General features: G+C 73.6%; 18 protein-coding genes. 12 read left to right on the top strand and 6 right to left on the bottom strand.

Features of this window, described 5'->3' with window-relative positions; genetic code table 11:
- Nucleotide 1 precedes the first annotated feature (1 nt).
- Nucleotides 2-3,187, bottom strand: a complete 3,186-nt coding sequence (locus OG946_RS03315) for an alpha-L-rhamnosidase (protein ID WP_326794661.1) — start codon at nt 3,185-3,187, stop codon at nt 2-4.
- A 210-nt stretch (nt 3,188-3,397) separates the two neighbouring features.
- Here OG946_RS03315 and OG946_RS03310 point away from each other — a divergent pair, with 210 nt between their 5' ends.
- From OG946_RS03310 to OG946_RS03275, 8 genes are all read left to right on the top strand, one after another.
- Entirely contained in the window at nt 3,398-4,909 is a 1,512-nt protein-coding gene (locus OG946_RS03310) for a sugar ABC transporter ATP-binding protein (RefSeq protein WP_326794660.1), read from the top strand.
- A complete protein-coding gene (locus tag OG946_RS03305; protein WP_326794659.1) occupies nt 4,906-5,946 on the top strand; it encodes an ABC transporter permease in 1,041 nt (346 codons plus the stop codon). Before OG946_RS03310 ends, OG946_RS03305 begins: the two co-directional genes overlap by 4 nt.
- A complete protein-coding gene (locus OG946_RS03300) occupies nt 5,943-6,926 on the top strand; it encodes an ABC transporter permease (protein ID WP_326794658.1) in 984 nt (327 codons plus the stop codon). The genes OG946_RS03305 and OG946_RS03300 overlap by 4 nt, the downstream gene beginning before the upstream one ends.
- Before the next feature lie 94 nt (nt 6,927-7,020).
- A complete protein-coding gene (rhaS, locus tag OG946_RS03295; protein WP_326794657.1) occupies nt 7,021-8,094 on the top strand; it encodes a rhamnose ABC transporter substrate-binding protein in 1,074 nt (357 codons plus the stop codon).
- The gene (locus tag OG946_RS03290; RefSeq protein ID WP_326794656.1) at nt 8,094-8,429 is read left to right on the top strand and encodes an L-rhamnose mutarotase; all 336 of its coding nucleotides are present in this window, start codon (nt 8,094-8,096) and stop codon (nt 8,427-8,429) included. The genes rhaS and OG946_RS03290 overlap by 1 nt, the downstream gene beginning before the upstream one ends.
- Nucleotides 8,430-8,439: 10 nt before the next feature.
- A complete protein-coding gene (locus OG946_RS03285; protein ID WP_326794655.1) occupies nt 8,440-9,906 on the top strand; it encodes a BNR repeat-containing protein in 1,467 nt (488 codons plus the stop codon).
- A 21-nt stretch (nt 9,907-9,927) separates the two neighbouring features.
- Nucleotides 9,928-11,373: an L-fucose/L-arabinose isomerase family protein gene (locus OG946_RS03280; RefSeq protein ID WP_326794654.1), complete on the top strand. Its 1,446-nt coding sequence runs from the start codon at nt 9,928-9,930 to the stop codon at nt 11,371-11,373.
- Between the two features lie 76 nt (nt 11,374-11,449).
- Nucleotides 11,450-12,463, top strand: a complete 1,014-nt coding sequence (locus OG946_RS03275; RefSeq protein WP_326800129.1) for a LacI family DNA-binding transcriptional regulator — start codon at nt 11,450-11,452, stop codon at nt 12,461-12,463.
- Here the strand turns inward: OG946_RS03275 and OG946_RS03270 are convergent.
- Nucleotides 12,447-13,577 carry an NAD(P)-binding domain-containing protein gene (locus tag OG946_RS03270; RefSeq protein WP_326794653.1) on the bottom strand — a complete coding sequence of 377 codons (1,131 nt, stop codon included), beginning with the start codon at nt 13,575-13,577 and terminating at the stop codon, nt 12,447-12,449. The genes OG946_RS03275 and OG946_RS03270 overlap by 17 nt on opposite strands.
- 55 nt (nt 13,578-13,632) lie before the next feature.
- Between OG946_RS03270 and OG946_RS03265 the strand changes: the two genes are divergently transcribed.
- The 3 genes from OG946_RS03265 (at nt 13,633) to OG946_RS03255 (ending at nt 16,440) form a co-directional block, all read left to right on the top strand.
- Nucleotides 13,633-14,055 carry a secondary thiamine-phosphate synthase enzyme YjbQ gene (locus OG946_RS03265; RefSeq protein WP_047014534.1) on the top strand — a complete coding sequence of 141 codons (423 nt, stop codon included), beginning with the start codon at nt 13,633-13,635 and terminating at the stop codon, nt 14,053-14,055.
- A 350-nt stretch (nt 14,056-14,405) separates the two neighbouring features.
- On the top strand, nt 14,406-14,621 hold the full coding sequence (locus tag OG946_RS03260) for a hypothetical protein (protein WP_326794652.1): 216 nt from the start codon (nt 14,406-14,408) through the stop codon (nt 14,619-14,621).
- 307 nt (nt 14,622-14,928) lie between these two features.
- Nucleotides 14,929-16,440: a DUF6851 domain-containing protein gene (locus tag OG946_RS03255; protein ID WP_326800128.1), complete on the top strand. Its 1,512-nt coding sequence runs from the start codon at nt 14,929-14,931 to the stop codon at nt 16,438-16,440.
- A 127-nt stretch (nt 16,441-16,567) separates the two neighbouring features.
- Here OG946_RS03255 and OG946_RS03250 read toward each other — a convergent pair whose 3' ends face one another.
- Together OG946_RS03250 and OG946_RS03245 are read right to left on the bottom strand one after the other, a co-directional pair.
- Nucleotides 16,568-17,254, bottom strand: coding sequence for an HAD family hydrolase (locus OG946_RS03250; protein WP_326794651.1), 687 nt, complete (start codon nt 17,252-17,254; stop codon nt 16,568-16,570).
- A 62-nt stretch (nt 17,255-17,316) separates the two neighbouring features.
- Nucleotides 17,317-18,300 (bottom strand): right-handed parallel beta-helix repeat-containing protein, encoded by a 984-nt coding sequence (locus OG946_RS03245; RefSeq protein WP_326794650.1) that lies wholly within the window; start codon nt 18,298-18,300, stop codon nt 17,317-17,319.
- 203 nt (nt 18,301-18,503) lie between these two features.
- On the opposite strand from OG946_RS03245, the gene OG946_RS03240 reads away from it, so the two are divergent.
- The gene (locus OG946_RS03240) at nt 18,504-19,550 is read left to right on the top strand and encodes a lactonase family protein (RefSeq protein WP_326794649.1); all 1,047 of its coding nucleotides are present in this window, start codon (nt 18,504-18,506) and stop codon (nt 19,548-19,550) included.
- A 105-nt stretch (nt 19,551-19,655) separates the two neighbouring features.
- On the opposite strand, the gene OG946_RS03235 is transcribed toward OG946_RS03240, so the two are convergent.
- Together OG946_RS03235 and OG946_RS03230 are read right to left on the bottom strand one after the other, a co-directional pair.
- On the bottom strand, nt 19,656-20,561 hold the full coding sequence (locus OG946_RS03235; RefSeq protein ID WP_326794648.1) for a hypothetical protein: 906 nt from the start codon (nt 20,559-20,561) through the stop codon (nt 19,656-19,658).
- Nucleotides 20,562-20,738: 177 nt separating this feature from the next.
- A complete protein-coding gene (locus OG946_RS03230; RefSeq protein ID WP_326794647.1) occupies nt 20,739-21,731 on the bottom strand; it encodes an N-acetylglucosamine kinase in 993 nt (330 codons plus the stop codon).
- Nucleotides 21,732-21,733: the final 2 nt, after the last annotated feature.

Below are 21,733 nucleotides of genomic sequence, written 5' to 3'. Positions count from 1 at the left end.
GTCAGTTGGCGAAGCGGTGCGTGCCCGCGTCCGCGGCGAAGACGGCGCAGCCGTCCTCCATCCGCAGGAAGCGGGCGCGGCCGTGGGAGACCTCCGCCGCGGCCCGGGCCGGGACCCAGACCTCGGCGGTGGTGTTGAAGGGGAGCGTCACGTCCAGCCGCAGCCGGCCGTCGCTCACCTGCCAGTCGGTGGTGACGGGGCCGTAGAGCGTGCTGAGCCGGCCGCGCGCCCGGTCGACCTCGCCGCCGGGGCGGGGCCGGATCAGCAGCTTGCGGAAGCCCGGCTCTGCGGGGGCGATCCCGGTGATGTGGCGGTACATCCACTCGCCGACGCAGCCGTAGGCGTAGTGGTTGAAGGAGTTCATGCCCGCGTCCTGGAACGAGCCGTCGGGCTTGATGGAGTCCCAGCGCTCCCACATGGTGGTGGCGCCGTTGGCGATCTGGTAGCCCCAGCCGGGGAACGTGTCCTGGTGCAGCAGCCGGTACGCGACGTCGGTGTGGCCGGTGGCGGTCAGCACGGGCAGCAGCCGGGGGGTGCCGAGGAAGCCGGTGGACAGGTGCCAGTCGCGCGCCTCGACGAGCGCGACGAGCCGGTCGGCGGCGGGCTTGCGGGCGTCCTCGGGCAGCAGGTCCATGGAGAGCGCCAGCACGTACGCGGTCTGCGTGTCGCCCTTGACCCGGGCGCCGCCTTCGGAGACGTACGCGGCCGTGAACGCCTCGCGTACGGCGCGGAAGAGCGTGTCGTACGGGGCCGGGTCGCGGCCGAGGACGCGGGCGATCCGGGCGACGAGGTCGGCGCTGTGCGCGAAGTACGCGGTGCCGATGACGTCCTTGGGAGTCTCGTCCTGCGTGTTGAGCCAGTCGCCGTAGCCCGCGGCGGGGCGCAGGTAGCCGTTGCTGTTGCGCTTCAGGTACTCCAGCCACTCCAGCATCGAGTCCCACGACTGCTCCAGCACCCGGGTGTCGCCGTACGCCTGGTAGAGCGCCCACGGCACGGTGGTGCCGGCGTCGCCCCAGCCGGCGACGCCCTTGCCGACGGGCCCGACCCACGGGGCGACGTCGGGGTACGCGCCGTCGTCGTCCTGGTCGTCGCGCAGGTCGTACAGCCACTTGGTGAGGAAGCGGGCGGACTCCATCGTGTACGCCGCGGTGGGCGCGAAGACGTTGATGTCGCCGGTCCAGCCGAGGCGTTCGTCGCGGGCGGGGGTGTCGGTGGGCACGGACAGGAAGTTGCCGCGCTGGCCCCAGGTGATGTTGGAGTGCAGTTGGTTCAGCGTCGGCACGTCGGTCTCGAAGTCCATCGTGAACGGCGCGGCGGTGTGCATGACCCGGCCGGTGACCGCGTCCTTCGGCGGCCGTCCCGGGTAGCCGGTGACCTCGACGTAGCGGAAGCCGTGGAAGGTGAACTTCGGCTCGTAGACCTCGCCGCCGTCCGCGCCGCGCAGGGTGTACGTGTCGGTGGCGCGGGCGGTGCGCAGGTTGGCGGTGTACAGGGTGCCGTCGGGGTTGAGGACTTCGGCGTGGCGCAGCGTGACGACCGTGCCGGCCTTGCCCTTCACCCGCAGCCGCACGGCGCCGACCATGTTCTGGCCGAGGTCGAAGACGAACACCCCGGGCGCGGGTTCGGTGACCGTCCGCGCGGGCAGCTCGCTCTCCACCCGGGTCGGCGCGTCGACCTGCGCGACGATCGCCGTGCCGCCTCCGTCGGCGGCCTCGGCGGGCCGCCAGCCGGAGTCGTCGAAGCCGGGCGAGGTCCAGCCGGGGGTCTCCAGCCGGGCGTCGTGGTCCTCGCCGGCCATCAGGTCCGCGGCGGTGACGGGGCCGCCGGTGCCGCGCCAGCCGGTGTCCGACAGGATCCGCTCGACGCTGCCGTCGGCGTACGTGACCTCCAACTGCGCCAGCAGCGCGGGGCGTTCGCCGTAGTGGTGCGGGCCGAACCAGCCGAGGTTGCCCGCGTACCAGCCGGCCGCCAGGTCGACGCCGATGGCGTTGGCGCCGGACCGCAGCAGGCTCGTGACGTCGTATGTCTGGTACTGCACCCGCTTGTGGTAGTCGGTCCAGCCGGGCGCGAGCACGTCCTCGCCCACCCGGCGGCCGTTGAGGTGCGCCTCGTACAGCCCGAGGGCCGTGGCGTACAGCCGGGCGCGGACGATGCGCCGCGTGGGCAGCCGGAACTCGTGCCGCAGTCGGGCGGCGGGCAGCGAGACGGGGACGGTGACCTCGCCCCACGGGCCCGCGCCCCAGGGGGCGAGGACCTTGGCGGCCTCCCAGCCGGAGTCGTCGAAGTCCGGCGCGGTCCAGCCGGCGGCCGGCTCGGCGTCGGCGGACTTCCAGGCGCCGTCGGTGACCAGGGTGGTCACGCCGTCGGCGGTGGTGAGTTCGAGCGCGCCGAGCAGCCCGGCGGGGCCGACGGCGCCGTTGGTGGCGGAGACCGCGATCACCGCGGTGCCGGCGGTGAGCAGCCCGGTCACGTCCACGACGTCGGGGCGGTTCCAGGTGGTGCCGGAGGAGACCTCGGTGCCGTCGACGTACGTGGTGTGGCGGTCGTCCGCGGCCACGGCGAGCCGGGCCCGGGTGACGCCCTCGGGGATGGCGAGCCGGGCGCGGAACCAGCGGGTCTCGGCGGGGGCACTGCTGGCCGGGTCGCCCTCGGGGAACCAGATCCACGAGGAGCCGGTGATGCCGGGCGCGTCGGCCGGCAGGTCGGGCGCGGCGATCCAGCTCGCGTCCCACTCCTCGCCGCGCAGCCCGGTCTCCCACCAGGCGGGCTCGCTCCAGTCGGAGGCGGTGCCGTCCTGGTCCCAGACGCAGACCGTCCAGTGGTAGCGGGTACGGGGCCGCAACTCCGGCCCGCCGTACGGCACGAGGACGGAATCGCCGGAGGCGACCTTGCCGCTGTCCCACACGTCGGGGTCGCTCAGCTTGTTCTGCGCGGTGGCCACCCTGATCCGGTACGCGCTCTGCGCCCCGCCCGGCGCGCCGGACTCCACGGGCCAGCTCAGCCGCGGGCGGTCGACGTCGAGACCGAGGGGCCGGCCGGCGTACTCGACGGTCGGCCGGGTCACCTCCGCCCCCCGGACCGCATCACTCCCGGCGACCGTGGCAGCGCGGGCGGCGGGGGCGGCGCCGGTGGCGGCGGCGGTGCCCAGGGCGGTGGCGGTGCCGAGGAGTCGACGTCTGCTGATCACGGGGTCCTCCGGGGGACGACGCGAGCATGAATCGTTTCAGACCATGAAGTTAGGGAGGCGGTGAGGGAGGTGTCAAGGGGCCGCGGGGAACTTGATATTGCCCGGAAAGTTTCCATGTCCGACCCATTGACGTGCCTGTTGGGGGAGGTCTAGCTTCCGTGAAAACTCATTGAAACCTTTCATGAACTGCCGACCGCAACGGTGCTGACCATGACAGAAGTGCCCGTCCTGGCCGCGCGCGGCCTGAGCAAGTCCTTCGGGGCCGTACGCGCCCTGCAGGATGTCTCCCTCACGCTGCACGCCGGCGAGGCGCACGCCCTCGCCGGCGAGAACGGCGCGGGGAAGTCCACCCTCATCAAGACCCTCGCCGGCGTGCACCGCCCCGACGCCGGTCAACTGCTCCTCGACGACGCCCCGGTGGCCTTCCACGGCCCGGCCGACGCCCGCGACGCGGGCATCGCCGTGATCTACCAGGAACCCACGCTCTTCCCCGACCTGTCCATCGCCGAGAACATCTTCATGGGCCGCCAGCCCCGCCGCACCCTGCGCCGCATCGACCGCGCCTCGGTCCACGACGCCACCGCCGCGCTCATGCGCCGCCTCGGCGTCGACCTCGACCCGGACCGCCCGGCGCGCGGCCTGTCCATCGCCGACCAGCAGATCGTGGAGATCGCCAAGGCGCTGTCGTTCGACGCCCGCGTCCTGATCATGGACGAGCCGACCGCCGCCCTCACCGGCAGCGAGACCGCCCGCCTCTTCGCCGTCGTCGAGGCGCTGCGCACCGAGGGCGCCGCGGTGCTGTTCATCTCCCACCGGCTGGAGGAGATCTTCCGGCTCTGCCGCCGCGTCACCACGCTGCGCGACGGCCGCTGGATCGCCACCGACGAGGTCGCCGCGCTCACCGAGGACGACCTGGTACGCCGCATGGTCGGCCGCGACCTGGACGAGCTGTACCCCAAGCAGGACGCGGAACTGGGCGAGACCGCGCTGTCCGTACGGCGGCTCACGCGCGAAGGCGTCTTCCACGACGTCTCCTTCGACGTCCGCCGCGGCGAGATCGTCGCGCTCGCCGGACTCGTCGGCGCCGGCCGCAGCGAGGTCGTCCAGGCCGCGTTCGGCGTCGACACCCCCGACGCAGGCGAGGTGCACGTGGCGGGCCGCCCGCTGCGCCGCGGCTCGCCGACCGCCGCCATGGACGCGGGCGTCGCCCTCGTCCCCGAGGACCGGCGGCAGCGCGGCCTGGTCATGGAGATGTCCATCGAACGCAACATCGGCCTCACCGGACTCGGCCGCCTCGGCTCCGCCGGGCTCGTCAAGCGGACGCTGGAGCGCGCCCGGGCCGCCGACTGGGCGGCGAAGCTGCGGCTGAAGTACGGCCGGCTCTCCGACGACGTCGGCGTGCTCTCCGGCGGCAACCAGCAGAAGGTCGTCCTCGCCAAGTGGCTCGCCACCGAGCCCTCGGTGCTCATCGTCGACGAGCCCACCCGCGGCATCGACGTCGGCACCAAGGCCGAGGTGCACCGGCTGCTCTCCGAACTGGCCGCCGGCGGCCTGGCCGTCCTCATGGTCTCCTCCGACCTGCCGGAAGTCCTCGGCATGGCCGACCGCGTGCTCGTCATGCACGAGGGCCGCCTCGTCGCCGAGATCCCGCGGGCCGAGGCCACCGAGGAGTCGGTGATGACCGCCGCGACCGGCCGCGGCACCGGGGAGGCGGCGGCATGAGCGCGACCGTACAGAAGACGCAACCCGCCCCCGCCGGCGGCGACGAGCGCTCCGCGCGCTCGCTGACCGACATGGTCTTCCGCGCCCGCGAACTCTCCATCGGCGGCGCCCTCGTCCTGCTGATCCTCTGCACCTGGATCGCCAACCCCAGCTTCCTGGACGACCAGGGCGTCAAGGACCTGCTGCTCAACTCCTCCATCCTGGTGCTGCTCGCCGTCGGCCAGTCCGTCGTCGTCATCACCCGCAACATCGACCTCTCGGTCGGCTCCGTCGTCGGCCTCACCGCCTTCGCCTGCGGCGACTTCGTCTCCGGCACCGACCACAGCGCGTTCGTCGTCGTCCTCCTCGGCATCGCGCTGGGCACCGCGTGCGGCCTGGTCAGCGGGCTGCTGGTGAGCTTCGGCAAGGTGCCCGCGCTGGTCGTGACCCTCGGCATGCTCTACGTCATCCAGGGCCTGGACTACTGGTGGGCGGGCGGCGAGCAGATCAACGCCGCCAACCTCCCCGACGACGTCCTCTCCCTCGGCACCGGCAGCGTCCTCGGCATCCCGTACCTGCCGCTGATCACCGCCGCCGTCCTCGCCGGCACCGCGTACTACCTGCGCGCCTACACCGGCGGCCGGGAGCTGTACGCCATCGGCTCCAACCCCGAGGCCGCCCGCCTCGCCGGCATCCCCATCCGCCGCCGCGTACTCGGCGCGTACGCCTTCTCCGGCGCCATCGCCGGCTTCGCCGGCGCGCTCTGGCTCGCCCGCTTCGGCACCGTCGTCGCCGACGCCGCCAACGGCTGGGAGCTGACCGTCGTCAGCGCCGTCGTCGTCGGCGGGGTCGCCATCACCGGCGGCGTCGGCTCCGTATGGGGCGCCGCGCTCGGCGCCGCGCTGCTCACCACCATCGGCAGCGCGCTGGTCGTGCTCAAGGTCAGCTCCTTCTGGCAGCAGGCCATCACCGGCGTGCTGCTGCTCGCCGCCATCACCACCGACCGCATCGTGCAGCGGCGCACCACCAGCGCGCTGCGGAAGAGGAGGCGGCAGTGAAGTCGCTCGGCACCTACCTGCGGTGGGACACCGCCGTCGGCATCCTGCTGATCGCGGTGTTCCTGGCCGGCACCTCGTCCACCGACGGCTTCGCCTCCACCGGCAACATGTCCGCCGCACTGAACGACACCGCCGAGATCGCCCTCATCGCGCTGCCGATGACGCTCCTCGTCGTCGCGGGCCAGGTCGACCTGTCGGTCGCCTCCATGCTCGGCCTGTCCAGCGCGCTCGCGGGCTCCCTGTGGGACGCGGGGTACGCCTTCGAGCTGATCGTGCCCGTCTGCCTGCTCGCCGGCGCGGCCGGCGGGCTGCTCAACGGCTGGCTCGTCACCCGCGTCGGGCTGCCGCCGCTGGCCGTCACCATCGGCACGCTCACGCTCTACCGGGGCCTGGCCTCGGTGGTCCTCGGCGACAAGGCCGTCGCGGGCTTCCCCGACACCTACTCCCAGTGGGCCTCCTCCACCGAGACCGTGCCGGGCACCTTCGTGCCGTACCCCATCGCGCTCTTCGCGGTGCTCGCGGTGCTCGCCGCCGTGCTGCTGCACATGACCGGCTTCGGCCGCTCGCTGTACGCCATCGGCGCCCAGGAGGACGCCGCCTGGTTCGCCGGCATCCGCGTCAAGCGCGTCAAGCTCGCGCTGTTCGTCGTCTCCGGCCTGATGGCGTCCTTCGCCGGCATCGTCTACACGCTGCGCTACGGCAGCGCCCGCGCCGACAACGGCCTCGGCCTCGAACTCGTCGTCATCGCCTCCGTGCTCCTCGGCGGCGTCGACTTCAACGGCGGCAAGGGCACCCTCGGCGGCGCCGTGGCCGGCGTGCTCCTCATCGGCCTGCTCAACAACGTCCTCACCCTCAACGACGTGGCCAACGAGATCCGCGTGATCGTCACCGGGCTGCTGCTCATCGCCTCCGTACTCGCCCCGCGCGCCGTCTCCGCGCTCGCGGAGCGCCGCAACCGCCGCCTCGCGGCGGCCCCCTGACCTCGTCCCCGACCCCGGTCCCCCCGGCCCCCGTCCCCCCCGATCTGCCTCTGCTCCGCGGATTCGCGGAACCGAACGCGAAAGGTTCACCCGCATGCGTAACAAGAGCCGCACCCTCGCCGCGACAGCCGCGCTGTGCGCCCTCACCCTGGCGGTCGGCGCCTGCTCGGGCACCACGAAGGACGACGCGGAGAACGACGCCAAGGAGCGGGCGTCCGACGCCACCGCGAACCCGGACGCGCCCCTGGAGAAGGGGCTGAAGATCGCGTTCCTGCCCAAGCAGATCAACAACCCGTACGAGCAGATCGTCGACGAGGCGGGCATCGAGGCGAGCGCCGAGTTCGACGCCGAGGCCAAGGAGGTCGGGCCCTCGGACGCCAAGGCGTCCTCGCAGGTTTCGTACATCAACACCCTCGTCCAGCAGCGCCAGGACGCCATCCTCATCGCCGCCAACGACCCCAACGCGGTCTGCGGCCCGCTGAAGACGGCCATGCAGCAGGACATCAAGGTCGTCGCCTACGACTCCGACACCGCCAAGGACTGCCGCCAGCTCTTCATCAACCAGGCCAGCTCCGAGGAGATCGGCCGCAGCCAGGTGCAGCGCATCGCGGAACAGCTCGACTACAAGGGCGAGATCGCCATCCTGTCGGCGACGCAGAACGCCACGAACCAGAACACCTGGATCGACTTCATGAAGGACGAGCTGAAGAAGCCCGAGTACAAGGACATGAAGCTGGTCAAGGTCGCCTACGGAGACGACGACGACCAGAAGTCCTTCCAGGAGACCCAGGGCCTGCTCAAGGCGTACCCCGACCTGAAGGGAATCATCTCGCCCACCACCGTCGGCATCGCCGCCGCCGCCCGCTACATCAGCACCTCCGACTACAAGGGCGAGGTCGTGCTCAACGGCCTCGGCACACCGAACCAGATGCGCAAGTTCATCAAGGACGGCACCGTCGAGGAGTTCTCCCTCTGGGACCCGAAGGACCTCGGCTACCTCGGCGCCTACGCCGCCGCCGCGCTGGCCTCGGGGCAGATCACCGGCAAGGAGGGCGAGACGTTCGAGGCCGGCCGGCTCGGCGAGTACACCGTCGGCAAGGACGGCGAGGTCATCCTCGGCCCGCCGACCGTGTTCGACGAGAAGAACATCGACGAGTACGACTTCTGATGGCCGGCGCAGCACCGCGCCGCGTCTGCTTCCTGCTGAAGGTGCGCGCCGACCGGCTGGCGGAGTACCGTGAGCGGCACGCGGCCGTCTGGCCGGACATGCTCGCCGCGCTCTCCGCCGCCGGCTGGCGCAACTACTCGCTCTTCCTGCGCGACGACGGCCTCCTCGTCGGCTATCTGGAGACCCCGGACTTCGCCGCCGCGCAGGCGGCGATGGCCGCGAGCGAGGTCAACGCGCGCTGGCAGGCCGAGATGGCCCCGTTCTTCGAGGCGCTCGACGGCGCCGCGCCGGACGCGGCCGTACGCCCGCTGACAGAGGTCTTCCACCTCGACTGAGGACCCCCACATGAGACTGCTCTCCCGTACGTTCGTGAAGCCCGCGCTCCTCGCCGCCGCGCTGCTGCTGACGGCGACCGCCCTCCCGGCCGCCGCGGCGGGCGCGGGACCCGCCGCGGCGCCGGGGCCGCCCCCGGCGCCCGGCCCGTCGCTGACCCGGATCGCCGACACCGAACTCGACCCGGAGGCCGTCTACTTCGTCTCGTTCGACGGCCTGGTCAACAACAGCTCGTTCACGAAGAACGGCATCCTCACCCACAAGGGGCACCAGTACGCGGCCTGGTACACCGCCGACCGCAGCGCCGTCGTCGCCCGCCGGTCGCTCGGCGAACGGGAGTGGGAGACCGTCACCCTGGACCACCGGCTGAAGTACGACGACTCCCACAACGTCATCTCCCTCGGCGTCTCCGCCGCCGACGGCCGGCTGCACGTCAACATGGACTCGCACGCCGACGGGTTCTTCTACCTCAAGTCCGCGCCCGGGCTGATGAACCGGCCGAAGGCGCACGACTGGACGGCGGACGCCTTCGGGCCCGTACAGACCTCGCTCGACGGGCTCCCGCTCACCGACCGGTTCACCTACCCCCAGTTCGTCGCCACCCCCGCCGGCGGGCTGCTGCTCAGCTACCGCGACGGCGTCTCCGGCAACGGCCGCAACGCGCTGGCCGCGTACGACGGGAAGCGGTGGCGGGCGCTCGGCCAGTGGTCGGGCTCCACCGGCACGTACACCACGGAACACGGCAGCAGCTCCGCCCGCAACATGTACCTGCACGGCATCGACTACGGCCCCGACGGCACCCTGCACGCCTTCTACACCTGGCGCGAGCAGAACACCGCCGTCATGTGCGCCCCCGGCGGCCTCAGCAACCACGACACCGGCTACGTCCGCTCCACCGACGACGGCCGCACCTGGACCAATGCCGCGGGCGAGGCCGTCGGCACCACCGGCGGCCCCGACCTCGTCGCCTTCGACGACCCCGGCACCGTCGCCGACCCGCTGAACGCAGACCACGCGCTGATGAACCAGGAGCACCAGGCCACCGACTCCGCCGGCCGCCCGCACGCCCTCATCAGCTACGTCCCCGGACGCTTCGGCCAGTGCTCCACGGACTACGTCGCCGACCGCAAGGCGAACGCCCGCACCTTCCACCTCCACCGCGACGACGCGGGCCGCTGGCACAAGACGGAGCTCCCCGTGCCCCTGGCGTCCAGCCAGCGCTCCAAGCTGGCCTTCGACCGCTACGACAACGCCTACGCCGTGCTGCCCTACGGCCGGATCGCCGCCGCCTCCGCCGCCTCCGGATGGACCGACTGGAAGGTCCTCTTCGACGGCGCGGACCTCGACGCCTTCGGCGAGGTGAACCTCGACGAGACCCGGCTCGCCCAGGACGGCGTCCTGTCCTTCATGTACCAGCAGAAGTCCACCGGCACCACGCCCTCGCCGCTGCGCACCGTGGACTTCGCCCTGCCCCGCTAGGCGCGACCGCAAGGAGCCACCATGACGACCGCACGCACCCCCGCCACCGCCCGCCGCCCCCGCGTCGGCCTGGTCGCCGGCGGCCTCGGGGCGTACTGGCCGCAGTTCCCCGACCTGCTGCCGCAGCTCAAGCGCTCCGCCGCCCGGGTGGCCGAGCGGATGGCGGGGTTCGACGCCGAGGTCGTCGACGTCGGCTTCATCTCCGACGCCTCCGAGGGCGCCGCCGCCGCGGAGAAGCTGCGCGCCGCAGACTGCGACCTGATCGTCGGCTTCCTCACCACGTACATGACCGCGACGATGCTCGTCCCCGTCGCCCAGCGCAGCGGCGCGCCCGTGCTGCTGATCAACCTCCAGCCCACCGAGGCGATGGACCACGCGAGCTTCGACACCGGCCAGTGGCTCGCCTACTGCGGCGCCTGCCCGCTGCCCGAGATGGCCAACGCCTTCGAGCGCTGCGGCGTCCCCTTCCGCTCGGTCTCCGGCCATCTGGAGGACGAGCGGGCGTGGGCCCGGATCGGCCGCTGGATCCGGGCGGCGGGGGTGCGCGCCGTGCTGCGCGGCGGCCGGCACGGGCTGATGGGCCACCTCTACCCGGGCATGTACGACGTCTCCACCGACCTCACCATGGTCACCGCGAACCTCGGCGGCCACGTCGAGGTGCTGGAGTTCGACGATCTGCGGGTACGGGCCGAGAAGGCCGGCGACGCGGAGGTGGCGGCGAAGCTCGCCGAGACCCGCGAGGTCTTCGACCTCGACGCGACCGTCGACCCCGACGACCTGGCCTGGGCGGCGCGGGTGTCGGTCGGCCTCGACCGGCTCGCCGCCGACTTCGACCTCGACTCCCTCGCGTACTACCACCGCGGCCTCGACGGCGAGACGCATGAGCGGCTGGGCGCCGGCATGATCCTCGGCGCCTCGCTGCTCACCGCCCGCGGCATCCCCGCCGCCGGCGAGTACGAGCTGCGCACCTCGCTCGCCATGCTCGTCGCCGACCGGTTCGGCGCCGGCGGCTCCTTCACCGAGATGCAGGCGCTCAACTTCCGCGACGGCGTGGTGGAGATGGGCCACGACGGTCCCGGACACCTGGCGATCAGCGAGGGCCAGCCGCTGCTGCGCGGCCTCGGCGTCTACCACGGCAAGCGCGGCTGGGGGGTGTCCGTGGAGTTCGACGTACGGCACGGGCCGGTCACCGCCGTCGGCCTCGGCCAGACCCGCGACGGGCGCTACCGGCTCATCGCCTCCACCGGCACCGTCACCCCGGGACCGCTGCTGGCCATCGGCAACACCACATCCCGGGTCGACTTCGGCCGGGATCCGGGCGAGTGGTGCGACGAGTGGAGCGCGAGCGGCGTCGGCCACCACTGGGCGCTGGCCACCGGCCACCTGCTGCCCGAGCTGCGGGCGCTCGCCGACCTCGCCGAGCTCGACCTGGTGGAGGTTGCGGGGAGTGGCGAAGGTGATGCGTAGCATGAGCGGCGGGCCGCGGCCGGGGCGCGCCGCGTACGACCGGCTGGACGGCTGAAGGGGAACGCGCGTGGGGCGCATGGTGGGCATCAAGGACGTCGCACGGCACGCGGGCGTCTCCGTCGGCACCGTGTCGAACGTCATCAACCGGCCCGACAGCGTGGCCGCCGCCACCCGCGAGCGGGTGCAGGCGGCCATCGACCGGCTCGGCTACGTACGCAGCGAGTCGGCGCGGCAACTGCGCGCCGGGCGCAGCCGCATCATCGCGCTGCTCGTCCTCGACATGACCAACCCGTTCTTCGTCGACGTCGCCACCGGCGCCGAGCGCGCCGCGCGCGAGGCGGGACTCGGCGTGATGCTGTGCAACAGCGCGCAGAGCCCCGCGGAGGAGGCCGAGTACCTGGGTCTCTTCGCCGAGCAGCGGGTGCGCGGCGTGCTCGTCACCCCCGCCGACACCAGCGGGCGCACCCTGGAGTCCTTCGGCCGGCACGGCATCCCGTACGTCTTCGTGGACCGCACCGTCGCCAGCGCCGACGCCTGCTCGGTCTCGCTGGACGACGTCCAGGGCGGCGTGCTCGCCGCCCGTCACCTGATCGGCGCAGGCCACGGCTCCCTGGTCTACGTCAGCGGCCCCATGCAGCTCCCGCAGTGCCAGGACCGCCACACCGGCGCCCTGGCCGCCCTCGCAGAGGAGGGGCTCGGGCCGGAGGCGCTGGTGCACGTCGAGACCGAGCAGATGGACGTCGCCGCGGGCCGCGACGCCGGGGCCCGGCTGCTGGGCATGTCGCCGCGCCCGTCGGCGGTCTTCTGCGCCAACGACCTCCTCGCGCTCGGCGTGCTCCAGACCCTCTTCGCGGCGGGGGTCTCGGTGCCGGGCGACATCGCGCTCGTCGGCTACGACGACATCGAGTTCGCCGCCGCGGCGGCGGTGCCCCTGACCTCGGTGCGCCAGCCGGCGCACCGGATGGGCCGGGAGGCCGCGGAGCTGCTGATCGAGGAGACGGAACGGGGCGTGGAGAACCACGACCACCAGCGGATCGTGCTCCAGCCCGAGCTGGTGGTCCGCAGCTCCAGCCTCAGACAGCAGCGCTGACGGCGCCGGGCTCCGCGGGTACGGGCCTGGGGCCGGGGCCCTGGCCGGGCGTGCCGGCCAGGAGCCGGGTCAGCTCGCGGACCGCCGTGCGGCCGGCGCGGTTGGCGCCGATGGTGCTCGCGGACGGGCCGTAGCCCACGAGGTGGATCCGCGGGTCGCGGGCCGCGCGAGTGCCGTCCATGCGGATGCCGCCGCCCGGCTCGCGGAGCCGCAGCGGCGCCAGGTGGTCGACGGCCGCGCGGAAGCCCGTGGCCCACAGGATCGCGTCGGCGCGGAAGACCGTCCCGTCCGCCCAGGCCACGCCGTCCGGCGTGATCCGCTCGAACATCGGCCGCCGCACCAGCACGCCGGCCGACTGCGCGGCGCGTACCTCGTCCGTCAGCGCCAGACCGGTCTCGCCGACCACGCTCTTCGGCGGCAGTCCGGCCCGTACCCGCTCGTCGACCCTGGCGACCACCGCGCGGCCCCAGTCCTCGGTGAACGGGCCCTCCCGCCACACCGGCGGCCGGCGTGTCACCCAGGCGGTCTCCGCCGCGGTCCCCGCCAGCTCCAGCAGGTGCTGCGTGCCGGAGGCGCCGCCGCCGACGACCACGACGCGCTGCCCGGCGAAGTCCTGCGGGCCGCGGTACTGCGCCGTGTGGAGCTGCCGGCCGCGGAACGTCTCCTGGCCCGGGTAGCGCGGCCAGAACGGCCTGTCCCAGGTGCCCGTGGCGTTGACCAGCGCCTGCGCCGACCACGTGCCCGCGTCCGTGACCACCTGGAGCCGCCCGGCCTCCGCCCCGGCGCCCTCGCGCACCTCGGTGACGTTCACCGGCCGGCGCACGGGCAGCTCGAAGGTGCGTTCGTATGCGCCGAAGTACTCGGCGACGACCTCCGCGGCCGGCCGGGTGCCGTCCGCCTCCGCGGCGGCCAGCGGCATGCCGGGCAGGTCGTGTACGCGGTGCGCCCTGCCGTACGTCAGCGTCGGCCACCGGAACTGCCACGCGCCGCCCGGCCCGGGGGAGTGGTCCAGGACGACGAAGTCCAGGCCCGCGCGGCGCAGGAAGTACGCCGCCGACAGCCCGGCCTGTCCCGAGCCGATCACCACCACCTGCGTCCGTACGATGCCGCTCATGTGTGCGCCAACGCCCGTGGCGGCACGGATCTTCCCCATGCGCGATGCTGGCCCCATGACCGACGTCTTCACCACCCACGCGCTCCGGATCACCACCGGGTCCGGCGAGACCGTGCACGACCTCACCGCAGAGTGCGACGCCTTCCTGCGCGAGGCTGCCGACGGCCGCGACGGGCTGCTCAACGTCTTCGTCCCGCACGCCACCGCGGGCATCGCGCTCATCGAGACGGGCGCGGGCAGCGACGACGACCTCCTCGCCGCGCTGCACGACCTGCTGCCCGCCGACGACCGCTGGAACCACCGGCACGGCAGCCCGGGACACGGCCGCGACCACGTGCTGCCCGCGCTGGTGCCGCCGCACGCCACGCTGCCGGTGATCGGCGGCCGGCTGGAGCTGGGCACCTGGCAGTCGGTGGTGCTGGTCGACACCAACCGCGACAACCCGCAGCGCAGCGTGCGGCTGTCGTTCCTCGGCTGAGCGCGGTCCTGCCGGCCGGGGCACCGCGGGCGGACGGCAGGGGGCTGCCGCGGGACTTCGCGGAGCGGCTGCCGCGGCCGGAGCGGCTGGGGCTGCCCGCGGCGTTCCGGCTGGCCGGCGGGCGGCCGGTCGGGGCGCGCGGAGCCGCTGGAGTCCCGCCCCGCGGTACGGCCCCCGCCCCGGATCCGTACGCTCGTCGTCGCCGTACTGGCCCTGGCCGCCCTGGTGTTCGGTCTCGGCCGGCTCGCGGACGCCACCCAGACCCGGCCCCACGAGCGCCCCACCGCGGCGGCGACGACGGTCGTCTTCGAGATCGCGGTGCGCGGCTCCGCCGACGCGGCTGCGGCCGGATGGCCGCGCACGACCTGTGGGAGAGCTGCCGCCGCGCGACCCGCGTACCCGCGCACCACGCCCCGCTGAGCCGGCTGGAGGGCGACCTCTGGGTGGGCAGCGTGCGCCCGACGCTCGGCGACCACGACCGCATGCGGCTGCGCGGCTGCCTGGACGACGCCACCGCCGAGCGCACGACGGCGAAGGTTCTGGGCGACGGCCAAGTCGGCGGCTGAATACGCGCGGGTAATTTCAGGAAACCACCCGCCGGTTCCCCCCTTTTCCTTCGCTGAATGCCGGGGAAAAGACTCCGGTCAACTCCCCTGAAGGCTCCAATCCGAGTAGTGCGGACTACTCGGTCGCGCGGTGGACCGGGCGGCCGAACTCAGTAGCCTTTTCACGGGGATTCGCGCGGCCCGTACGCGCTTCGCATTTTCCCTCGAATTGACAGAAGCTTTAAAGAAACTTGAGAGAGGGAGGATGCGCAGCATGACGATCCGAAGACGCCCTCATGCCGCCGGATCCGCGCCCCGGCGCAGGTCGGTGCTGCTCGGCGGGATCGGCGGCGCCTCGACCGCGGCCCTGGCCGCGCTGGGCCACAGCGGTTCCGCAACCGCCGCCGAGTCGGCCGGTCAGGTGCCGGCGGCGGCCGCCGACTTCGACTTCGACACAGGCAACTTCGTCAGTGATCTGATCGCCACCTTCCGTCCCGCGGAGGACGTCTACGGCCCCATGGACGTGACCGTGCTCCACCGGTTCATCCATTTGTCGACGGCCGCCTGGTTCGACGCCTTGGCGCCCTATCACCCGACGGCCGTGGGCGTTTACTCCCGTATCGGCCGCCGCCCTTCGAGCGAGTCCACCACCAACCGGAACAAGAACATCGCCGCGCTGTACGCCAATTACCGGGTGATCAAGGGTGTGGAGCCGGGCCGCGGCACGGCCTTCCGCGACCTCATGACCGCGATCGGTCTTGACCCCGACGACGAGTCGGAGAACCCGACCAGCCCCATCGGCATCGGCAACCTGGCGGGCAAGGCCGTCCTGGCCCGTACGGCACACGACGGCATGAACCAGCTCGGCGACGCGGGCCGCACCTACAACGGCCGCCCGTACCAGGACTACACCGGCTACCGCCCGGTCAACTCCGCGTACGAGCTGACGAACCCCTCCCGCTGGCAGCCGAAGCACGGCACCCACAACCGCCGCCTCGCCGGGAACGCGGGCGACAAGGGGATCTTCACCGTCCAGGCGTTCGTCACCCCGCAGCAGCGTCTGGTCAGGGCCCACACCTTCCGCGACCCGGGCGCCTTCGGGCTCGCGCCGCCCGAGTTCAGCGACCACACCAGGCCGGGGGAGTACAAGCGCTCCGTGGACCAGATCCTGGAGGCGTCGGCCGCGCTGACCGACGAGCAGAAGGTGAAGGCGGAGATCTTCGACAACAAGTTCCTCGGCGTCGGCATCTCCGTGGGCGCCGCGGCGCAGGCGCACGGCGAGCTGGACCTGGACGACCTCGTCCACCTGCTCTTCGGCAGCACGGTCGCGATCTACGACTCGCTCGTGGCGATCTGGCACTACAAGGCCAAGTACGACGCCGTCCGGCCGTTCAGCGTGGTCCGGCACGTCTACGGCAGCCGCCGGGTCACCTCCTGGGGTGGCGTGGGCAAGGGCACGGTGCGCGACATGCCCGCCGACGAGTGGACGAGCTACCTCAACGTCGGCGACCACCCCGAGTACCCCTCCGGCTCCGGGGGCGTCTGCGCGGCCCAGGCGCAGGCGACGCGGCGGTTCTTCGACGACGACGTGCTGGACTGGACGTTCCGGGCGCCGGCCGGGTCGACGATGGTCGAGCCGGGGGTCACCCCGGGCGCCGACCTCGCGGTGCACTGGGACACCTGGACGGAGTTCGTCAGGGACTGCGCGTACAGCCGGCTCTGGGGCGGCGTGCACTTCTCGAAGACGGCGGAGCGGTCCATCCCGTTCGGCGAGCAGTTCGGGGATCTGGCCTACGAGTTCGTGCAGCGGCACGTCAGGGGCGAGGTCGCGGAGGACTGACCCGGCCACCGGGACGCGGGGAGCGCGGGGCGGTGCGGAACCACGGCACCGCCCCGTGCCCGGCTGCCGGGCGGTCCCGCGTCCGCGCGGCACGCCCGGCCCGTACGCCCCGGTGCGCGGCCGCGGGTCACGCCCCGCCCGTCACCCACGCGAACGCCCGCTCCGCCGAGAACTCCCGCTGCCCGCCCCGGAACACCAGCCCCGCACCCGACTCGACCGCCTCGTCCGCCTGCTCCGGCAGATACGGCACCGCCACGCACCGCATCCCCGCCCGGCGCGCGGCCTCCCACCCCGGCGGCGCGTCCTCCACCACCGCGCAGTCCTCAGGCCGTACGCCCAGCCGCCGGGCCGCCTCCAGGAACACGTCCGGCTCCGGCTTGCCCCGCTCGACCTCCTCCGCCGAGACCAGCGTGGGGAACAGCCCGTCGAGCCCCGCCGCCGGCAGCACCGCCTCGATGGCGGTGCGCGAGGAGCCGGACGCGACGGCGATCGGGCTCCCGGCCGCACGCAGCATCTCGGCGAGCATCCGCATCTGCGGATACGCCTGGGTCGACGCCCGCGCCAGTTGCAGGTACGCGGCGTTCTTCTCCGCCATCAGCTCCGCCACCGGCGCCGCCAGCGCGTACCGTTCGCGCAGCGTGCGCATCGTCTCCAGGGTGCCGACGCCCAGGAAACCGGCGTGCTCCTCCCAGGTGAAGCCGGTGATGCCGTGCTGTTCGAGAACACGGCGCCCGGCCTCGTAGTAGTTCGGTTCGCTGTCGACGAGGGTGCCGTCGAGGTCGAAGACGACGGCGGTGGTACCGGTGGCGCTCATACGGCAAGCATGCCAAGCCCGGCACGAAGCGGACGCCCCGGGTCCGTCGGCCGGGGCAGCGGTCAGCCGGTGACCGGGATGCCGGGGTTGACCAGGCCGCGGCCGCCGCTGACGGTGTTGCTGCCGGAGACGGTCACGGGGCAGTTCCGCGCGTCGTAGTTGGTGACGTTGATGGCGTACCGGTCGGGGCCCGTCGCGCCGCCGAGGTCGGACCTGTTGCCGCGGAACGTGGCGTTGCAGCCCCAGCCGTCCTGCACCTCGTGGGTCTGGTAGCCGTCGTTGGTCGTGCCGCGGCCGGTGTTCTCCGCCACCAGCACGTCGTTGCCCTTGATGTCGACCCACGAGTCGTCGTAGTTCGCGCCCGTCAGGCCGCTGCCGTCGAAGGTGTTGCCGATGATCCGGGCGCCGGTGGTGCCTTCCTTGATGTCGACGTTCTCGCCGCCGACGCCGGGTCCGATCGTGTTGCCCTCGATCAGGATGCGGTCGCTGCGGTCTCCGGTGCCGCCCGCGCTGCCGACGTAGACGCCCTCGCCCATGCCGCGGCCGTTCCGGCCGGTGTCGTGGATCCGGGAGGCGGTGATCGAGCCGTCGGAGCTGGAGTCGCGGAAGTGCACGGCCTCCATGTCCAGGTCGTGCACGGTGACGGAGGTGATGTCCACGTGGTCGGCGGCGTCCATCACGATGCCCTTCTGGCCGCCGGTGACCGTGAATCCGGTCAGATTCCAGTACGAGGCGCCGTCCAGGTGCAGCCCGTAGCCGCCGCCGGCGACCAGCACGGCGCCGGCGGAGCCCGTGAGGGTGGCGGGCGCGGAGCCGCTGCCGGAGGCGGCGATGTCGAAGTTGCCGCGGTACGTGCCGTCCGCCATACGGATGGTGTCTCCCGGTCCCGCGGCGGCGAGGGCCGCCTCCAACTCGTCGGCCGTGGACACGTCGATCACCTCGGCGGCGTCCGCGGGCCGGGCGGCGGCAGCCGCCTGGAAGCCGCCCAGCAGGGCGGCGGCGGACACCAGGGCGGCCGCGATACGGGTGCTGTGCGCTCCGTGCATGCCGGGTCTCCTCATATGGGGGGATCTCACGGTGCGCGGCCCCTGCGCGGACCACATTGTGCTGCACATCCACCCGATGCGGTACGGGCCCGGCAGGCCGGACCGGGTGGGGAGCCAGGGGTGAGGGAGACCGCCGGACGGCCGGGAGATCGTCGGGTAGGGTCGCCCGGACCGGCTCCGGACCTGCTGGAAGGGGAAAGCGCATGGGTGAATCGGTTCTGCGGGCTTGTGTCGGCTCGTTCTCCAGTGGCGGCGGTGCCGGGATCACCGTCGCCGACGTCGACCCCGGCACAGGCGCCCTCACTCCGCGGCACTCGACCGACGCGCTGCGCGACCCCTCGTTCCTCGCCGTGGCCGACGGCGGCCTGCTGTACGCCGTGAGCGAGACCGAGGGCGGCAGCGTGGCCGCGTTCCGGCTCGCCGACGACAAGCCCGAGCCCGCCGGCGACCCCGTACCCGTCAGCGGTGACCACCCCACCCACCTCGCGCTCGCCGGCGGCCACGTCCTCACCGCCAACTACACCTCCGGCAGCTTCAGCACGGTGACCGTCAACCGCGACGGCACTCTCGTGGGACCCGCCGCGCTGCTGCAGCACGAGGGCAACGGCCCGGTCGCCGAGCGGCAGGAGGGCCCGCACGCCCACCAGGTGGTCCCGGACCCGACCGGCCGCTGGGTCCTCGGCGTCGACCTCGGCACCGACTCCGTGCTCGTCTGCGCCCTCGACGCCGACCGCGGCGCCCTGCGGCTGAACCACGAGGTGCCGCTGCGCCCCGGTACCGGCCCGCGTCACCTGGCCTTCCACCCGGAAGGACACCGCGTCTACGTCGCCTGCGAGCTGGAGCCGGTCGTCACCGTCTGCTCCTGGGACGCCGCCACCGGCACCCTCGAACCGCTCGCCGAGGCCCCGCTGCTGACGGACGAGACGGCCGCGGCGGACGAGACCCCGTACGCCTCCGGCATCGCCGTCTCCCCGGACGGCCGCTTCTGCTGGACCGCCGTCCGCGGCCCCGACGTCGTCGCCACCCTCGCGCTCGGCGCCGACGGCGGCGTCAGGGACCTCGTCTCGAACGTCCCCTGCGGCGGCACCTGGCCGCGGGACCTCGCGATCGACCCGGGCGGCCGGCACCTCTACGCGGCCAACGAGCGCTCCGGGGACGTCACATGGTTCGACATCGACCCTGAGAGCGGCACCCCGCGGCGCTCCGGCTCGGCCGTGCTGCCGGCGGCGTCGTGCGTCGTGTTCGCCTGACCCGGGCACACCGGCCGGCCCGTACCCCGGGCGCGCAGAGCCGGTCCTGAAGCAGCGGAGCCGCCGGCATGTGCCGGCGGCTCCGGAAGATGTCCTGCGGGTACGTCAGCGCAGCGGCGACCCGGCGGGCTGCGGCGCGATGCCCAGCGTCGTCGTGTACTGTGTCAGCGCCAGTTGCCCCACCGACGGGTACGGGCCCAGCGGCTCCGCCGCCTCGCACGCCGCCTCCTCAGCCGCGGCGGCCAGCATCCCCGCGGGCAGCTCCGGGCCCAGCGCGTACGGCGCGAGCGCGAGCCGCGCGGAACCCGAACTCCGCAGCGACTCAGCGACCTTGGCCACCGCACCCGGCCGGTCCAGCGCCGCCGCCATCACCGGCACCGCCAGCCGCGCCGAGAGCAGCATGCCCGTCACGCCCGCCGCCTGCACGGCCTCCTCGCCGCCCACGGCGCCGAGGATGATGCCGTCCGCGGCGGTCGCGACCGTGAACAGCCGCGCACGGTCCGCGCGGGCGAGGCCCGCCTCGGAAAGACGCACGTGCAGCGCCTCGGCGAGCAGCGGGTGCGGCCCGAGGACGCCGGTGAGCTCGACCGCCGTCCCGCTCGCGGCGATCGTGTCGCGCAGCCGGTCCAGCAGCACCGGGTCGGGGCCCGCGAGCAGCGGCACCACGACGGCCACCGGCACGTCCTCCGCCACCTCCAGCGTCCCGGCCTCGGCGAGCGCCGCGCGCTGCGCCGCGGCCTGCGCGAGGACCGCCGTCAGCGGCGGGAACTCCTCGTTCTCGCCCTCGACGTAGGCCACCCGGCCGTCGAGCCCCGGAAGGTCGGAGCGGGCGATGCTGAGCACCTCCTCCGCCATGCCACGAATCTCCGCGGACGGCGCCCCGGGCACGGCCAGGACCAGCGCCGGCGCGCCCTCGGGCGCGCTCGGCCGCTCCGGCTTGCGGTGCCGCCCCGGCTGACGGCGGGGCATACGTACGGGCAGACCGGCTGCGTGTCCATCGGCAGAGCTCATGGCGCCGCATGCTAACGCCTCACCGCGGTCCGCCACATGCCCGGGGTCGCCATTCGCCCGCGGGCGTGACCGCGGGAGCACACCGGCGGACAGGCGGTGACCGCTCTCGTACGGACCGTCCCCGCGCCGTTACGCGCGGTCCCCGCGCCCGCGCCGCCCGCGGCCCGGGAAAGCGGTCTACCAGACGTCGAGCATGCCCCGCTCCACCGGCAGCAGCAGCTCATCGGACGCCAGCGCGGCGGCGATCCGGAGCGACCCCGCCAGCGGCGTCGCCGTCGCGGTCGACACCCGGGCGCGCGGCAGCCGTACCGCAAGCTCCGCGCGCAGCGGCGCGAGCAGCGGCTCCCCGATGCCGAAGAGCCCGCCCGTGAGCGCGACCGTGCTGCCGGGGTCCGCGGGGCAGACCGCGACGGCCGCGGCGGCGATGTGCTCGCCCGCCTCGGTGAGGATCCCGGCGGCGACCGGGTCGTGCGGCGCGCAGCGGGCGACCTCCGGGGCGAACGAGGCCAGCACCGCCGGGCGGTCGGGCCGCGGGTAGAGCAGGCCGGGCATCTGCGTACCGGTGCCGAAGACCGTCTCCATCCGGGCCAGCAGCGCCGCGGAGCCCCCGCGGCGGCCGTCGAACGCCCGCATCGCCGCCTCCAGACCGGCCCGCCCGATCCACGCGCCGCCCCCGCAGTCGCCGAGCAGATGCCCCCAGCCGTCGGCCCGCCGCCACCCCGCGGCGTCGAGCCCGGTGCCGACCGCGATCATGCCGGTGCCGGCGGCGACGACGGCGCCGGGGTGCTGCCCGATGCCGCCCGCGTACGCGGTGACCCCGTCGGCGGCGAGCGCCAGGTGCCGTACGCCGAGGGCGTCCGTCAGGGCGTGCGGCAGCCGGGCGCGCAGATCGGCGCCGAGGGTGGCCATGCCGGCGGCGCCGACGCACACGGCGGCGAACGACTCGGCGCCTGCGGCGCCCAGCAGCCGGTGCGCGGCGGGCAGCAGCTTGCCGAGGAGGTCGTCGGCGTCGATCCCGTTGTCCCCGGTGGCGACGGGGCCCGCGGTCTCCACGGCGGCGTCGCTCTCCGCCGGGTCGCCGCCGTCCGCGGGGACGGCCACCGCGGCGATGCGCAGCCCCGAGCCGCCGGAGTCGATGCCGAGCACCCATCGGGCCGTAGCGCTGGTCATGG

Source organism: Streptomyces sp. NBC_01808 (assembly GCF_035917395.1).
Classification (GTDB): domain Bacteria; phylum Actinomycetota; class Actinomycetes; order Streptomycetales; family Streptomycetaceae; genus Streptomyces.
This window is presented reverse-complemented; position numbering and strand designations above follow the sequence as displayed.

What these genes read in the sequence shown, in the direction of transcription:
- OG946_RS03310 (WP_326794660.1), top strand. Translation starts at nt 3,398, where the DNA reads ATGACAGAAGTGCCCGTCCTGGCCGCGCGCGGCCTGAGCAAGTCCTTC.
- OG946_RS03305 (WP_326794659.1), top strand. Translation starts at nt 4,906, where the DNA reads ATGAGCGCGACCGTACAGAAGACGCAACCCGCCCCCGCCGGCGGCGAC.
- rhaS (WP_326794657.1), top strand. Translation starts at nt 7,021, where the DNA reads ATGCGTAACAAGAGCCGCACCCTCGCCGCGACAGCCGCGCTGTGCGCC.
- OG946_RS03290 (WP_326794656.1), top strand. Translation starts at nt 8,094, where the DNA reads ATGGCCGGCGCAGCACCGCGCCGCGTCTGCTTCCTGCTGAAGGTGCGC.
- OG946_RS03285 (WP_326794655.1), top strand. Translation starts at nt 8,440, where the DNA reads ATGAGACTGCTCTCCCGTACGTTCGTGAAGCCCGCGCTCCTCGCCGCC.
- OG946_RS03280 (WP_326794654.1), top strand. Translation starts at nt 9,928, where the DNA reads ATGACGACCGCACGCACCCCCGCCACCGCCCGCCGCCCCCGCGTCGGC.
- OG946_RS03275 (WP_326800129.1), top strand. Translation starts at nt 11,450, where the DNA reads ATGGTGGGCATCAAGGACGTCGCACGGCACGCGGGCGTCTCCGTCGGC.
- OG946_RS03270 (WP_326794653.1), bottom strand. Translation starts at nt 13,577, where the DNA reads ATGAGCGGCATCGTACGGACGCAGGTGGTGGTGATCGGCTCGGGACAG.
- OG946_RS03265 (WP_047014534.1), top strand. Translation starts at nt 13,633, where the DNA reads ATGACCGACGTCTTCACCACCCACGCGCTCCGGATCACCACCGGGTCC.
- OG946_RS03260 (WP_326794652.1), top strand. Translation starts at nt 14,406, where the DNA reads ATGGCCGCGCACGACCTGTGGGAGAGCTGCCGCCGCGCGACCCGCGTA.
- OG946_RS03250 (WP_326794651.1), bottom strand. Translation starts at nt 17,254, where the DNA reads ATGAGCGCCACCGGTACCACCGCCGTCGTCTTCGACCTCGACGGCACC.
- OG946_RS03245 (WP_326794650.1), bottom strand. Translation starts at nt 18,300, where the DNA reads ATGCACGGAGCGCACAGCACCCGTATCGCGGCCGCCCTGGTGTCCGCC.
- OG946_RS03240 (WP_326794649.1), top strand. Translation starts at nt 18,504, where the DNA reads ATGGGTGAATCGGTTCTGCGGGCTTGTGTCGGCTCGTTCTCCAGTGGC.
- OG946_RS03235 (WP_326794648.1), bottom strand. Translation starts at nt 20,561, where the DNA reads ATGAGCTCTGCCGATGGACACGCAGCCGGTCTGCCCGTACGTATGCCC.
- OG946_RS03230 (WP_326794647.1), bottom strand. Translation starts at nt 21,731, where the DNA reads ATGACCAGCGCTACGGCCCGATGGGTGCTCGGCATCGACTCCGGCGGC.